This window comes from Pseudomonas sp. LB3P25 (genome assembly GCF_054897985.1).
In genome coordinates, this window is sequence record NZ_CM142711.1 from 2,076,164 (window position 1) to 2,089,616 (window position 13,453).

At 57.9% G+C, this 13,453-nt stretch carries 16 protein-coding genes; 7 read left to right on the top strand and 9 right to left on the bottom strand.

Annotation, left to right across the window (positions count from 1 at the left end; genetic code table 11):
* The first annotated feature begins 79 nt into the window (after positions 1-79).
* Positions 80-397, top strand: coding sequence for a hypothetical protein (locus ACYZTW_RS09210; RefSeq protein ID WP_008145883.1), 318 nt, complete (start codon positions 80-82; stop codon positions 395-397).
* Positions 398-468: 71 nt separating this feature from the next.
* The gene (locus tag ACYZTW_RS09215; protein ID WP_462004597.1) at positions 469-1,359 is read left to right on the top strand and encodes a pseudouridine synthase; all 891 of its coding nucleotides are present in this window, start codon (positions 469-471) and stop codon (positions 1,357-1,359) included.
* Positions 1,360-1,447: 88 nt separating this feature from the next.
* Here the strand turns inward: ACYZTW_RS09215 and ACYZTW_RS09220 are convergent, their stop codons facing one another.
* Entirely contained in the window at positions 1,448-1,669 is a 222-nt protein-coding gene (locus tag ACYZTW_RS09220; RefSeq protein WP_033059146.1) for a YgdI/YgdR family lipoprotein, read from the bottom strand.
* Between the two features lie 76 nt (positions 1,670-1,745).
* Positions 1,746-2,348 carry a molybdenum cofactor guanylyltransferase MobA gene (gene mobA / locus ACYZTW_RS09225; protein WP_462004598.1) on the bottom strand — a complete coding sequence of 201 codons (603 nt, stop codon included), beginning with the start codon at positions 2,346-2,348 and terminating at the stop codon, positions 1,746-1,748.
* Positions 2,349-2,429: 81 nt separating this feature from the next.
* Here mobA and moaB point away from each other — a divergent pair, with 81 nt between their 5' ends.
* Entirely contained in the window at positions 2,430-2,969 is a 540-nt protein-coding gene (moaB, locus tag ACYZTW_RS09230; RefSeq protein ID WP_149629239.1) for a molybdenum cofactor biosynthesis protein B, read from the top strand.
* The gene (locus ACYZTW_RS09235; RefSeq protein WP_462004599.1) at positions 2,953-4,179 is read left to right on the top strand and encodes a molybdopterin molybdotransferase MoeA; all 1,227 of its coding nucleotides are present in this window, start codon (positions 2,953-2,955) and stop codon (positions 4,177-4,179) included. Before moaB ends, ACYZTW_RS09235 begins: the two co-directional genes overlap by 17 nt.
* Before the next feature lie 66 nt (positions 4,180-4,245).
* Here the strand turns inward: ACYZTW_RS09235 and ACYZTW_RS09240 are convergent, their stop codons facing one another.
* Positions 4,246-4,554 carry a hypothetical protein gene (locus tag ACYZTW_RS09240; RefSeq protein ID WP_462004600.1) on the bottom strand — a complete coding sequence of 103 codons (309 nt, stop codon included), beginning with the start codon at positions 4,552-4,554 and terminating at the stop codon, positions 4,246-4,248.
* Between the two features lie 229 nt (positions 4,555-4,783).
* Between ACYZTW_RS09240 and yegS the strand changes: the two genes are divergently transcribed.
* Complete coding sequence (gene yegS, locus ACYZTW_RS09245; RefSeq protein ID WP_462004601.1) at positions 4,784-5,701, top strand: lipid kinase YegS; 918 nt, start codon at positions 4,784-4,786, stop codon at positions 5,699-5,701.
* On the opposite strand, the gene ACYZTW_RS09250 is transcribed toward yegS, so the two are convergent.
* The 3 genes from ACYZTW_RS09250 to ACYZTW_RS09260 form a co-directional block, all read right to left on the bottom strand.
* Positions 5,685-6,344 (bottom strand): response regulator, encoded by a 660-nt coding sequence (locus ACYZTW_RS09250; RefSeq protein WP_033059158.1) that lies wholly within the window; start codon positions 6,342-6,344, stop codon positions 5,685-5,687. The genes yegS and ACYZTW_RS09250 overlap by 17 nt on opposite strands.
* Complete coding sequence (locus ACYZTW_RS09255; protein ID WP_462005728.1) at positions 6,341-7,234, bottom strand: sensor histidine kinase; 894 nt, start codon at positions 7,232-7,234, stop codon at positions 6,341-6,343. Before ACYZTW_RS09255 ends, ACYZTW_RS09250 begins: the two co-directional genes overlap by 4 nt.
* Before the next feature lie 341 nt (positions 7,235-7,575).
* On the bottom strand, positions 7,576-8,046 hold the full coding sequence (locus ACYZTW_RS09260) for a hypothetical protein (protein WP_462004602.1): 471 nt from the start codon (positions 8,044-8,046) through the stop codon (positions 7,576-7,578).
* Between the two features lie 462 nt (positions 8,047-8,508).
* Between ACYZTW_RS09260 and ACYZTW_RS09265 the strand changes: the two genes are divergently transcribed.
* Together ACYZTW_RS09265 and ACYZTW_RS09270 are read left to right on the top strand one after the other, a co-directional pair.
* The gene (locus ACYZTW_RS09265) at positions 8,509-9,444 is read left to right on the top strand and encodes a chemotaxis protein CheV (RefSeq protein WP_348127219.1); all 936 of its coding nucleotides are present in this window, start codon (positions 8,509-8,511) and stop codon (positions 9,442-9,444) included.
* 86 nt (positions 9,445-9,530) lie between these two features.
* On the top strand, positions 9,531-10,337 hold the full coding sequence (locus ACYZTW_RS09270) for an MOSC domain-containing protein (protein ID WP_462004603.1): 807 nt from the start codon (positions 9,531-9,533) through the stop codon (positions 10,335-10,337).
* 85 nt (positions 10,338-10,422) lie between these two features.
* On the opposite strand, the gene ppnP is transcribed toward ACYZTW_RS09270, so the two are convergent.
* The 3 genes from ppnP to ACYZTW_RS09285 form a co-directional block, all read right to left on the bottom strand.
* Positions 10,423-10,707, bottom strand: coding sequence for a pyrimidine/purine nucleoside phosphorylase (gene ppnP, locus ACYZTW_RS09275; protein ID WP_007940055.1), 285 nt, complete (start codon positions 10,705-10,707; stop codon positions 10,423-10,425).
* Between the two features lie 69 nt (positions 10,708-10,776).
* Entirely contained in the window at positions 10,777-11,319 is a 543-nt protein-coding gene (locus tag ACYZTW_RS09280) for a 3'-5' exonuclease (protein WP_462004604.1), read from the bottom strand.
* Between the two features lie 71 nt (positions 11,320-11,390).
* Positions 11,391-13,352, bottom strand: a complete 1,962-nt coding sequence (locus ACYZTW_RS09285) for an acetyl/propionyl/methylcrotonyl-CoA carboxylase subunit alpha (RefSeq protein ID WP_462004605.1) — start codon at positions 13,350-13,352, stop codon at positions 11,391-11,393.
* Positions 13,353-13,453: the final 101 nt, after the last annotated feature.

Consider the following 13,453-nt stretch of genomic DNA (forward strand, 5'->3'; position numbering starts at 1 on the left):
TACAGTTATTCGTGATGCCTGCCTTGCACCCCTGGTTTTCGGGTTTGGGCAGGCGGTCCGGGCGTGAGAGGGATGAATTGTGGTCAATGTCGAACAATTGAAGAACAGCGTGAACCGGATGTCGGCGGACGTGGTGCGCGAGGCTGTCCTCGAATTGCGTCTGGATGGCCTGGTGACAGAAGGAAAAACCCCCTTCAATAAACTGCATTTCAATACCTGTTTCGCCGAAATAGAAGCCTTGTTCCAGCGCGCGGGCTATCACCGGCAGCTGGATGTCGTGGGTTATCAGGGCTTGTTGTATGCGCTTTATGACCCTGGTCGCTGGGAGGCGGTCGATGTGCTGCGCTGGCTCAAGGAGTTCACCGAAGCGGCAGCGCGCACGCAGATTCCGGCTTGAGGATTCTCTTCTAGGTTCGTTCCGCCCGCTGTTGGATAATGCCGCCCTGTATTGAGGGTTAGAGCTTTCGTATGTCCACTTCATCATTTTCTGCTGCACACAACCAGGCGAGCACGCTCTACTTGCCGCCTGGCCCGTGGCGGACCGTACTCGATTGTCTGTGCGAACACTTCAGCGCCATCGGCCGTGAACAATGGCTGGACAGAATCGCTCGCGGTCGTGTCCTCGACGGTCACGGCATGCCGATCGCCCTTGATCTGCCTTACAAGGAAGGCTTGCGGATTCATTATTTCCGTGAGGTGCCGGACGAAAAACCGATCCCGGTGGTCGAGTCGATTCTGTACGCGGATGAGCATCTGGTCGTGGCGGACAAGCCGCATTTTCTGCCAGTGACTCCGGCGGGTGAGTACGTGGAGCAGACCCTGTTGCGACGGCTGATCCGTCGACTCGATAACCCGCATCTGGTGCCTTTGCATCGCATTGACCGGCATACGGCGGGGCTGGTGCTGTTTTCCGCCAACCCTCAGAGCCGTTCTGCCTATCAGTCGTTGTTTCCTACACGGCAGATCGAAAAGCGCTACGAGGCAATCGCGCGAGCGTTGCCTGAACGCTCTTTTCCATTGGTCCATAAGAGCCGGCTCATCGATGGCGAGCCTTTCTTCCGCATGCAGGAAGGTCCGGGCGTCAGCAATACCGAGACGGCTGTCGAAGTCAGGGAGAAGAACGGTGACCTCTGGCGTTATGCGCTTTACCCGGTGACTGGCAAGAAGCATCAGCTACGGGTGCACATGACAGCGTTGGGCGCCAGCATCTGCAACGACCCGTTTTATCCGCACGTACTCAAGGATGTTGAGGATGACTATGCCAATCCTTTGAAACTGCTCGCGCAGTGGCTACGGTTTGTAGATCCGGTCACCGGCCAGGAAAGAGTATTCGAAAGTACCATTACCCTGCAGTGGTGATCATGAGGTTCAGCGAATCTGCTGAACTTCAGCCACGAAAAAGCCCGCATAAAGCGGGCTTTTCCATATCCGGTTGTCACCGCAAAAATTACAGCTCTTTAACGGTACGAACCTGATCCTTGTTGATGCGGGTCTGCTTGCCATCCAGTTGTTCGAATTCGTAGAAACCCGAATCTTTATCGAACTTTGGCGCGTCGACAGCCTGGATTTCTCGACCGTCATTCAAGGTGATCACTGTAGGCGATGCGCAACCGGCGAGGGTAGCAAGGCCCAGTGCGAGCATGAAAGTGGCGAGGGTCCGTTGAGTCATGAGTGTGTCTCCGAATATGAATTCTTTTGGTTACTGAGCTTCAGACGTGTACAGCGCGCGCAAGTTCCTTCTCCTGTCAGTCTGACACAGTGTAGTTGGCACTTAACAGTTCTGGTGTGTTGAGGTTGGCCAGGCGTGGGTCATTGTCGGGGCATTGCAGGGCGGTAGCGCCCAGTTTACGCATAAGGCGCCCCGGACTGCGTTCGCCGTCGTTCCAGGCACTTTCAAAATCAGCCGAGAGTGCCACGGGGATGATGCACAGCAGAGGTTCCCAGTGTTCGCCATGGCGCAGCATCAACGGTTGGTCCGGGTGCTGGTTGGCGGAGTCGCGCATGCTATTGAGCAGCGCAGCATCGATGCGCGGTACGTCACACGGCAGCACCAGCAGATGCGCATGGCGGGCGGCCTTCAGGCCTGCGCGAATACCGGCCAGGGGGCCAGGAAAGTCGCCTTCATCGTCATGAACCAACTGGTCGGCGTAGGGCGCGTACTTTTCCAGGTTTCTGTTGCAGGAGATGATCAGGTCATCGCTCAATGAACGGGTCTTGCGGTGCAAGTGGGCAATCAGTGGCTCACCTTGCCATTCCAGCAGCCCTTTGTCCTGACCGCCCATGCGTTGGCCACGACCACCTGCCAGGAGCAGAATGGAACAGGGCGGCAAATGTGTATTCGAGGTCATGGCAGGTCTCCATGGGGGCGGCGAAAAAATGAGGCGCTGTGATATAACACCGGGCTGTTTCTCCTACAACTGGATGAGCCTATGAAAGCCAAGGCTGATGTACCTTTCGCACCGCTCAACATCGCGGTGCTGACGGTCAGTGATACCCGTACCCTGGAAACCGATACCTCAGGCCAGGTCTTCGTCGACCGGTTGAGTGCTGCCGGTCATAACCTTGCGGCCCGGGTTCTGCTTAAAGATGATCTCTACAAAATTCGCGCGCAAGTCGCCAACTGGATTGCCGACGATGTCGTGCAGGTGGTGCTGATCACTGGCGGTACCGGTTTCACTGGACGCGACAGCACTCCGGAAGCGGTGAGTTGCCTGCTGGACAAACAGGTCGACGGTTTTGGTGAGCTGTTCAGGCAGATATCGGTGGCGGATATTGGCACCTCTACTGTTCAGTCCCGTGCCCTTGCCGGCCTGTCCAATAGCACGCTGGTCTGCTGCTTGCCGGGTTCGACCAATGCCGTGCGCACCGGTTGGGATGGCATTCTTGCCGAGCAGCTGGATTCGCGTCACCGTCCGTGCAATTTCGTGGCTCATCTCAAACAGGCGGCACCCTGTGAATCCCGCGGGTAAGCCAGGCAAGACTGGCAGTCTGATGGCTGTCGAGGTGGCACTGGCGCGCTTGCTGGAAATGGCCGAAGCCTCACCGATTCTTGAGCGTGAACGTTTGCCGTTGGCGCAGGTTCAGGGCCGGGTGTTGGCCGATAACCTGATCTCGACGCTTGATCTGCCACCTTGGCCCAATAGTGCCATGGACGGTTATGCCTTGCGCATGGCCGACTGGACTGGAGAACCTCTGGTGGTCAGCCAGAAGATTTTTGCCGGTCAGGCTCCAGAGCCTTTGAAGCCTGGCACCTGTGCACGAATCTTCACCGGTGCGCCAGTGCCCGCCGGTGCTGATTGCGTCGAGATGCAGGAAAATACCGAGGTTCAGGCGGATGAGCGGGTACGTTTCACCGAAACCATGACCCTGGGACAAAACATTCGTCCTCAAGGCCAGGAAGCCACTGTTGGTGAATTGATACTGCCAGCCGGTACGCGCCTCGAGCCGATCGAACAGGGGCTGGCTGCATCGTTGGGATGCGCAGAGTTGGACGTGATTCGCAAGGTTCGCGTTGCTGTTCTGTCCACCGGTGATGAACTGATTGAACCGGGTCAGGCTCTGGGGCCGGGACAGATCTACAACAGCAATCGAGTGTTGCTGTGCAGTTGGTTGCAGCGCCTGGGCTGTGAGGTGATCGATGCCGGAATTCTTCCGGATGATTTAGCGACCACTCGCACTCGCCTTGGTGAATTGAAGGATGTCGATCTGATCCTTTCCACCGGTGGTGTGTCGGTGGGAGAAGCTGACTTTCTGGGTATTGCCTTGCGTGAAGAGGGCGAGTTGACGTTGTGGAAACTCGCTATCAAACCCGGGAAGCCGCTGACATTCGGGCATTTTCGCGGCGTACCTGTGATTGGTTTACCCGGTAATCCCGCGTCAACTTTGGTGACCTTTGCTTTGTTGGCAAGGCCCTATCTCTTGCGTCGACAGGGTGTAAAAGAGGTTGATCCCGTGAAGTTTCAGGTGCCGGCAGGGTTTGCATGGCCAAAAGCAGGCAATCGGCGCGAGTACTTGCGTGGACGTCTGGAGAACGGCCGGGCAATCATCTACAAGAATCAGAGTTCGGGTGTACTGCGTAGCGCCGCCTGGGCTGATGGTCTGGTTGAGGTGCTGGAGGATCGCACGCTGATCGAAGGTGACTGCGTGAACTTCATCCCGCTGAGCGAAGTCCTGAGCTGATTCCTGCCGCAGGCTTGCCGCGCAAACCCGGTTGATCGAACCGGGTTTTGCGTTCATGGCTAGCCCTTAGTGAGTCAGGAGTGTCACGACCTGGTCGAAACGGCTATTGGCGATCCAGGCCAGGAGCCCGATGACCACGGCTGTTCCGATAGCCGAATAGGCAAGCCGGTGTTTTATGGATTTGACGTCACTACGGACTTCATCCAGGTCTCGCCGGATGTATTTGAGGTGTGTCTCCAATTCAACGACGCGAGACTCCATATCAGCTTCTCCAATGGGCTTTGTGCTGTTTTTGAATTCAGCTTGATGATTGGCGCGTTTTTCTGCGAACGGTACGACCGGAATGACCGGTGACCTGATCTCTTGGCTTTGCATGGCACGTCCCTGTGTAGTTCCTGCTGATGTTTGATAACCGCAGGCGCCAAGGTGTACCAATCGCATGGGTCGGTCAATTGAGCCGATTCCTCACGTCTTGTAAGAAAAAATCCCGGCTTGTAGGACGCCATAGGACTCGACTTCAAATAATTCAAACTCTTGCGACTTTTATGCGGTGCGACGAGGTCAACATCTCCTATACGGAATTCAATCATGGGAGTGACAACTAATGAGCGAACGCAAGGCGGTGTTGATTCTGCATGGCAAGCAAGCGCTCAACGAGGCGGTTCGTTCTGCCGTCGCGGACAAACGCAAACAGGGGTGGGAGCTGGCCGTTCGAGTGACCTGGGAGGCCGGCGACGCACAGCGGTTGGTGGATGAAGCTCTGGCGGCAGGCTACATGCAAGTCATCGCCGGCGGCGGTGATGGCACCTTGCGGGATATTGCCGAAGCCATGGCGGCGCATTCGACGCAGGCCAGCCTGGTACTGATGCCCTTGGGGACTGCCAATGATTTTGCGCGTGCCGCCGGCGTGCCTCTGGAACCCGCGCAGGCGCTGGAACTTCTCGACATTGCGCCGAGAGCCATTGATCTGGGGGAGGTCGGTGGGCAGGTGTTCCTGAATATGGCCACGGGCGGTTTTGGCAGTCAGGTCACTGCAAACACCTCGGAGGATTTGAAAAAAATCCTCGGGGGGGCGGCTTATCTGTTCACCGGTTTATCGCGCTTCAGTGAATTGCACGCGGCCTATGGCGAATTGCAGGGGCCTGATTTTCAATGGAGTGGCGAGCTGTTGGCATTGGGTATTGGCAATGGCCGGCAGGCCGGTGGTGGGCATGTGTTGTGTCCAGAAGCGCTGGCTGACGACGGTCTGCTGGACATCAGTATTCTGCCTGCGCCGCAGGAAGTCGTCGGCACCTTGAAAACCCTGCTGGCCGATGGCTTCGGCATCGACAACATGTTTGTGCGAGTCCGGTTGCCGTGGGTCGAAATCAAGGTCTCGGAAGGCCTCTACATCAACCTCGACGGCGAACCGCTGGAAGGCGACAACTTGCGATTCTCGGCACGTCCAGCGGCACTGCGCGTACATTTGCCTGAAAACTCGCCGCTGCTGGGGTCATCGCAATCGATCAATCATCCAGGCTGATGATTTGCTCGCGAACGGCGAACAGCACCAGACCCGCCACATCGTAGATCTGCAAGCGCTTCATGATCTGCGAGCGGTGGGTTTCAACGGTCTTGATGCTGAGGCCCAGGCCATTGGCGATTTCCCGGGTAGATTTTCCGCGAACGATCAGCCGAAGGATTTCCAGCTGACGCGCCGTCAGGTTGTGCGAGTCGGCAGGTTCCGGCTGGTTTTTCTGAGTTCGGGTCAGCGCCTGGTTGATGACGGTGTGGGCGATGGCCGGGCTCAGGTAGCGTTCGTTGTTACGCAAGGCATCCAAGGCATGTTCGAGCTCGGTAGCCGTGGTGTCCTTGAGCAGGTAGCCATGTGCACCGGATTCCAGTGCCTGCATGATGAGTGCAGGATCGGTGTGCATCGACAGGATCAGCACCTTGCTCTGCGGGCGTACTCGCTTGAGTCGCTGCAAGGCGTCAAGGCCACTGGTTTCCTTCATGGAAATATCTAGCAGGACGATATCCGGGGACAGCTGCTCGACCATCTCCAGCAACTGCGAGCCGTCATTGGCCTCACCGATTACCGCGTAGCCGGGAATATCCAGCACCAGAGCGCGCACGCCTGCCCTGATAAGCGAGTGGTCATCCACCAGAAGTAAGTTACAAGTCAACGCATAACCTTATTCGTACTGGCTCGTTCGAGCGCACGAGGCGCCCAGGGAAAGAGTGCTTCGATTTGAGTGCCTTTGCCCGGCTCGCTGGAAACGCTCAGTGTGCCGCCTAGCTGATTGATCCGCTCCGACATCCCTGCCATGCCGCGTTGCCCTTCACGACCTGGATCGGTCGCTGGCGCGAAACCCAGGCCATCGTCGCTGATCAACAGCGTCAGGCCCTGAGGCAGACGTTGCAGACGGACCAACAGATTTTTCGCTTCGGCATGGCGCAGTATATTGGTCACCGCTTCCTGGGTGATTCTAAAGGCCGCCACCGTCATTTCTTCCGGTATACCGGCCAAGCGCTGATGGCATTCCAGGCTCCAGTGCACCGGCGTGTTGGCCAGCGTCTTGAGTAAATGCGCCCGCAGACTGGCTTCCAGCCCGAGACTGGTCAGCTGCCTCGGATTGAGAATGGCCGATACGTCTCGAACTTTGGTCAGGGTTTCTTCCAGCGTGTCGCAGAGCACTGAACACTGGCCCTGAAGTTCTTCGGGCATTCGGCGTTTGAGCCAGTCGCTTTGAAGTTTTGCCGCGGTCAGCAATTGGCCGATGTCGTCATGCAATTCCCGGCTGAGCCGGTGACGTTCGTTTTCCTGAACCTCCAAGAGTCGGTCAGCCAACTCTTGGGGTTGAAACTTTATCGACTTGCGCGAAAGACAATACTGCACCCAGACGCAGGTCAATGCCGCGATATTGAGTACCAGCAGACTTAGCGGCAGGCGAGTGGACAGGCTATAAATCAGCAGGCTGCCAAGCGCCGAGCAGGTACACAACATAAGCGTGACCCGGCGCGCGTTTTTTGGGGAGGGTGGCCTTAGGGTGATTGACTTGAGGCTGGCGTACATAGCGGATGGAGCCAATGGATGTTCGCTGCGGGAAGACCGGTCATCGTGGATGACGGGGCCCTGTCTGGAGTCACTCTGCCATTAATTGACGTCAACTAATGGGCGGCATAATACCACTTAAGATACCGTTGGTCGCGTTTGGTATATATGTCTGCAGAGTCAGGAAATAAGCGTTTATGGACAGCAGTTCCATAATGGGAAAAGTTGGGTGGCAGGAAGGGTTTATTTGTTTCGAGTTGTCGTTAGCGGGTATGGAATATTCAAATGCGACATGAGCCCGTTAAAGTTAGAGAGGCAGTCATGGCAATAAAATTCGGAGCCGGCACAGTGCTCCGATAAATTCAGGCTTGTCGCCCCGAATAGGAAACGAGTGTGAACGGTTTGGAATTAGCGGGGGGCTGAAACTGACTGTGTCCGACCTGAAAGGCGAAGGCTTCGATCAGGGAGGTCTGTTCACTGTCATCAAGGCTGAGTTGGCCGGTCTTCTGATCGATAAGCTCGAGTTGCCAGGCGATCAACGTCAGGCAGTTTTTTAGCGCACCCAAGGCCTGGTCGTGTAAATCCATATGGTTCTGGGCGTGGCTCAGCAAACCATGAATGTGCAACGAAAACTCCGAAACGGCTGCCAGAGCGAGCGCATCAGCTTTGTTGGCCAGTTTGAGCAGGGTGCTAAGCATGCAGTCGATAGCGTCCTTGTCATTGCTGATCAGTTGCAAATGACTCAGGCATTCCTCGGTTTTGACCAGGAGTGTCTCAGCTTCGACGAGAAACTCAGGGAGCCGGTGAGCCCACTCTATACGATCGTTCGGCATGCTTATCTCCACAACGTCATGTCAAATGCGGGAATGTCGTGTGTGTCGACGGGGGCGATCAGAGTCCCCGCATTGCCATGCCGTCGTGAGATCGCGCGCCGGCCTGTCTGGCTGCAGGCTGGGGAACTCGATAGGGTGGGTGGCCACTTACCTGCGATCGCACACAAAAGCCTGACTCCGTTCATGCAATGAGAATGGCGTCACATTAATGGCTATTGGATATTGCGAATATCAGGTTGGGCCTGATTGCTACTAGGGGAATCCCTTACACGGTGGAACCAACCGAACGAAACGAGGTCTCGCGGCAGGCAATGATGCAGATGAAATCACCTGGCCAGTAAAGCATGATGCTAATGTGACATCAATGTTTGGTCGTGGCATTTTACAGGGGGGTCAAGGTCCGGCAAAAACAGCCGATAACCCCCTTTAGTGAATTCATCAGAACAAGCCCAGGAGTCATTGATGGCCGGCATTCTCGACACGGTAGACCAACGCACGCAACTGGTGGGTGAGAATCGCCTGGAAATTCTTATGTTCCGGCTGGCCGGACGGCAATTGTTCGCGATCAACGTCTTCAAAGTGCAGGAAGTGCTGCAACTGCCGAAGCTGACCCTGATGCCTCAGCGTCATCCGTTTGTCTGCGGCGTGGTTAATCTGCGTGGCCAGACCCTGCCAGTGATCGACCTGTCCCAGGCCATCGGTATGCGTCCGCTGGTGCCAGGCCCTACCAGTACGATCATCGTTACCGAGTACAACCGTTCGGTGCAGGCGTTCCTGGTCGGTGGTGTGGACCGTATCGTCAACATGAACTGGGAAGCCATTTTGCCGCCCCCGGCCAGCGCCGGTCGTCAGCATTACTTGACTGCTATCAGCAAGGTCGACGATCAGTTGGTGGAAATCATCGATGTCGAGAAAGTCCTGGCGGAAATCGTCCCGTACAACGCCAAGGTGTCGCGCGACAAACTCGACGATCCGGTTCTGGAACGTGCCCGTGGCCGTGAAGTGCTGCTGGTGGACGACTCGAACGTGGCCCTGTCGCAATTGCGCGACACCCTGGGTCAGTTAGGCGTGAAGATGCACATCGCCAGTGATGGCTTGAAGGCACTGAACATGCTCAAGGCCTGGGCCGATACCGGTGTGAACATGACCGACAAGCTGCTGATGGTCTTCACCGATGCGGAAATGCCGGAAATGGACGGCTATCGCCTGACCACGGAAATCCGCAACGACCCGCGTCTGCGTGGCCTTTATGTGGTTCTGCATACCTCGTTGTCCGGCAGCTTCAACGACTCGATGGTGAAGAAGGTCGGCTGCGACAACTTCCTCTCCAAGTTCCAGCCGGACAAACTCGTCGATGTGGTGCGCCAGCGCTTGATGCTCGATGAAGTGCCTGCCTGACCACAACACGCTCCCACAGTTTTTGGCCTTTGATTCGGCGATCAAGCTCGTATAGGGTGGCGTTTTTGCCCACCAGGGAGCTGGCCATGTTGCGTCTGAGCGCGCTTTATCGTTATCCGTTGAAATCCGGCAAGGGCCAGGCCCTGCAGCAGGTCAGCCTCGACAAGCTGGGCCTGGACGGTGATCGACGCTGGATGCTGGTGGACGAGGCCAGCGGACGCTTCCTGACCCAGCGTGCGGTGGCGCAGATGAGTCAGCTGTCGGCGTTGTGGAATGCCGACGGGGGCTTGACCCTCAGTGCGCCGGGCCGCTCACCGATCGATATCGCCTTGCCCGCCAGCGACGCGCAACTGCGTGGCGTGACCATCTGGCGCGATACGTTGCGTGTGCCGGATGCCGGTGACGAGGCGGGTGCCTGGGTCAGCGAATTCATTGGCAAACCGACTCGCCTGGTGCAAGTCCCTCTTGATCGTGCACGGACCACACAGGCCGGCTACGGTAAGGACGACGATCAGGTGGCCTTCGCCGATGGCTTTCCGCTGTTGCTGATCGGACAGGCCTCGTTGGAGGATTTGTCGCAAAAAGTCGGCCGCCCGCTGGAAATGCTGCGCTTTCGGCCGAATCTGGTGATCGAGGGCAGCGAAGCGTATGCCGAGGATGGCTGGAAGCGCATCCGCATCGGCGATGTCGAGTTCCGCGTGGTCAAGTCGTGTTCACGCTGCATTCTGACCACCATCGACCCGCAAACCGGTGAGCGCAGCGAAGATCGTGAGCCTCTGGCCACGTTGCAGAAATACCGTGCCGAGGCCGATGGTGCGATGTTCGGACAGAACCTGGTCAATGACAGCAATGGCCAACTGGAAGTCGGTATGCCGGTGACGGTTCTGGAATAAGACAATCTGAATGACTGCCCTTGAACAAAAAGTGCCCGTGTCCATGGACACGAGCATTTTTTTGTCGCTGTGAAAACCCGGGGGGTTAGCCGCGGTATTCGCACAGGTAAGCGGTGTCGACGGCCACTTTCAGCTGGAACTTGCTGTTGGCGGGCACGTTGAACTGGCTGCCGGCGGCGAAGGTTTCCCAGTCGCTGCTGTCTGGCAGTTTGACGGTCAGGGCGCCGGACACCACGTGCATGATTTCACGCTGGCTGGTGCCGAATTCGTATTCGCCCGGTGCCATGACGCCGATGGTCGCAGGACCTTCAGCAGTGCCAAAGGCGATCGACTTGACGGTGCCGTCGAAGTACTCGTTGACTTTAAACATGGGCGATTCCTCGAAAAGGGCTAAAAAGGGCCGGCCAGTATGCACAAGGCCCATGCCGGCGTCACCTCTCTAAAGTGGAAGAACCAACGGCAATAATCGTGCGGTATTGCGCGCATCTTCCAGCGCCCGATGTTGTTGGCCGCTGAACTGCATGCCCGCCAGTTGCAGCGCGCCGTTGAGCCCCAGCGGGCGTTCCAGCCGGCGAGCCTTGGCAAAGCGCTGTTTGAGGTTCATGTGCGGCACCCGGCTCAGGGCGCTGTCGAGTTGCAGGCGCTCCCACTCCTGAACCAATTGTTTGCGATCGTAATCGCCCCAACTGGCCCAGCCTTCGAGGCGTGAGTGATGCTGGCCGAGCCAGTGCTCGAACGACGCCCAGACCTCGCTCAGAGGCTGCGCAGCATCGATATTGGCCTGGGTGATGTGGGTCAGTTCCCGGCAAAACGGCATCAGCAAGGGCCGACGCAGCGGCCGGACGAAACACTGGAAATAATCCAGTTCGCGCCCTTTGCGGTCCACCAGGGTGGCGCCGATTTCGATGATTTCCATTTCCGTTACTGGCCAACCACCCTCATCGGTGGTGGCTTCGAGATCAATGACCAGCCAGTGAGGCATCGCAGGGTTCCTGGTATCCGCGTCCTGATAGGGCTTGAGCGTAGCCAAACCCGGCGGATCCGCCTAGCGGCTTATTCGACCTCCAACAAAATCTGACGATTTTTTACCTGATCGCCGACCCTGACCTGCAAGCGTTTGAGTACGCCGTCGATACCCGATTTGAGCGGATGCTCCATTTTCATGGCCTCCAGCACCACCAACAACTGGCCTTTACTAACCGGGCTGCCCTCAGTCACCAACACGTCGACGATCGCCCCGTCCATCGGCGCCTTAAGGGTGCCGGTGCTGACGCTGACCTGACTACTGACCAAGGCCTGCGTCCGGTCCACCAGCCGCAGGCTACCGGGACGGGTGAACAGCCAGAGTTGTCCCGCCTCGAGACGGTAAGCATGGCGTCGCCGGATACCGTTGATTTCCAGGCTGGCCCAGCGTCCGTCGCACTGGATGACCTTCAATTCAAAGAGCGTTGTGGCGACTTGAATCCGATACGGTTCATCCGGCACAGCGTTCAATTCCACTGACCAATCCTGATCCTCAAGGCCGATTCGATAGTGCAACGGCACGCTGGCGTTATTGCGCCAACCGGCCAGTGGCGCGTGATGAACCTGCGCCGAGGCCTGATAGAACAGGGCAGCTGCGATGGCCAGTTCTTCGGCACTTGGCACATGCGCATGCAGGCAGGGATGCTCGGCGAAGTGAGTCTGGATGAACCCGGTGCTGAACTCGCCACTCATAAATTGCGGGTGTTCGAGCAGGCTGGCGAGCAAGCGCTGATTGCTCTGCACGCCGAGCAGCACGCTGTCCTGCACCGCCCGCAGCAACCGGCGCCGGGCTTCTTCGCGGGTGGCGCCGTGAGCGATGATCTTGCCCAGCATCGGGTCATAAAACGGGCTGACATTCTGGCCTTCGGTCAGGCCATGATCGATCCGCACGCCGCCCTGCAACGCAGGCTCCCATGCGGTGATGCGACCGGTTTGTGGGAGAAAACCGTGTGCCGGATCTTCGGCGTACAAACGGACTTCCATGGCATGGCCACTGAGCTGGACCTGCTCCTGGCGCAACGGCAGAGGTAGCCCTTCGGCGACGTGCAACTGCCAGGCCACCAGATCGAGGCCAGTGATCAATTCGGTCACCGGGTGCTCCACCTGGAGTCGGGTGTTCATCTCCAGAAAGTAAAACTGCCCGCGCGCATCCAGCAGGAACTCGACGGTGCCAGCGCCGACGTAATTCACGGCGCGACCCGCCTTGAGCGCTGCTTCACCCATGGCCCGACGCAACTCGGCGTTCATCACCGGGCAGGGTGCTTCTTCGATGACTTTTTGATGGCGACGCTGGATCGAACAGTCGCGCTCGCCAAGGTAGATCAGGTTGCCGTGCCGGTCGCCGAACAGTTGAACCTCGACGTGGCGCGGGTCGATCAGCGCTTGCTCGAGAATCAGTTCGTCGCTGCCAAACCCATGCAGCGCTTCGGAGCGGGCGGTGCGCAGTTGCTCGAGCAAATCATTGGCCTCGTGCACCAGGCGCATGCCACGCCCGCCACCGCCGGCACTGGCCTTGATCATCAACGGATAGCCGATGCGTGCGGCTTCGCGGCTCAGGGTCGCGTCGTCCTGTTCTTCGCCCTGATAACCTTTGATGCACGGCACACCGGCATCGAGCATGGCGAGTTTCGACAGGCGTTTGCTGCCCATCAGTTCGATGGCGTCGGGACTGGGGCCGATGAAGGTGATGCCGGCATCCTGGCAGGCGAGGGCGAACCCGGCGTTTTCCGAGAGGAAGCCGTAGCCCGGATGGATCGCGTCAGCGCCCGTGCGCCGGGCGGCGTCGAGAATGGCCGGGATATTCAGATACGACTGCTGCACCGGGGCCGGGCCGATGTTCACGGCTTCGTCGGCCATCTGCACATGCAGCACATCGGCGTCGGCATCGCTGAACACCGCGACCGTGCGATAGCCCAGGGCCTGGGCGGTGCGCTGGATGCGGCAGGCGATTTCACCGCGGTTGGCGATCAGGATTTTTCTGAATCCGGGCATTGGGTCTTCTCTCAAGTTTTGCGGTGGATGTGATGGCCTCTTCGCGAGCAGGCTCGCTCCCACATTGGATCTGTGTCGTTCACAAAACCCTGTGGGAGCGA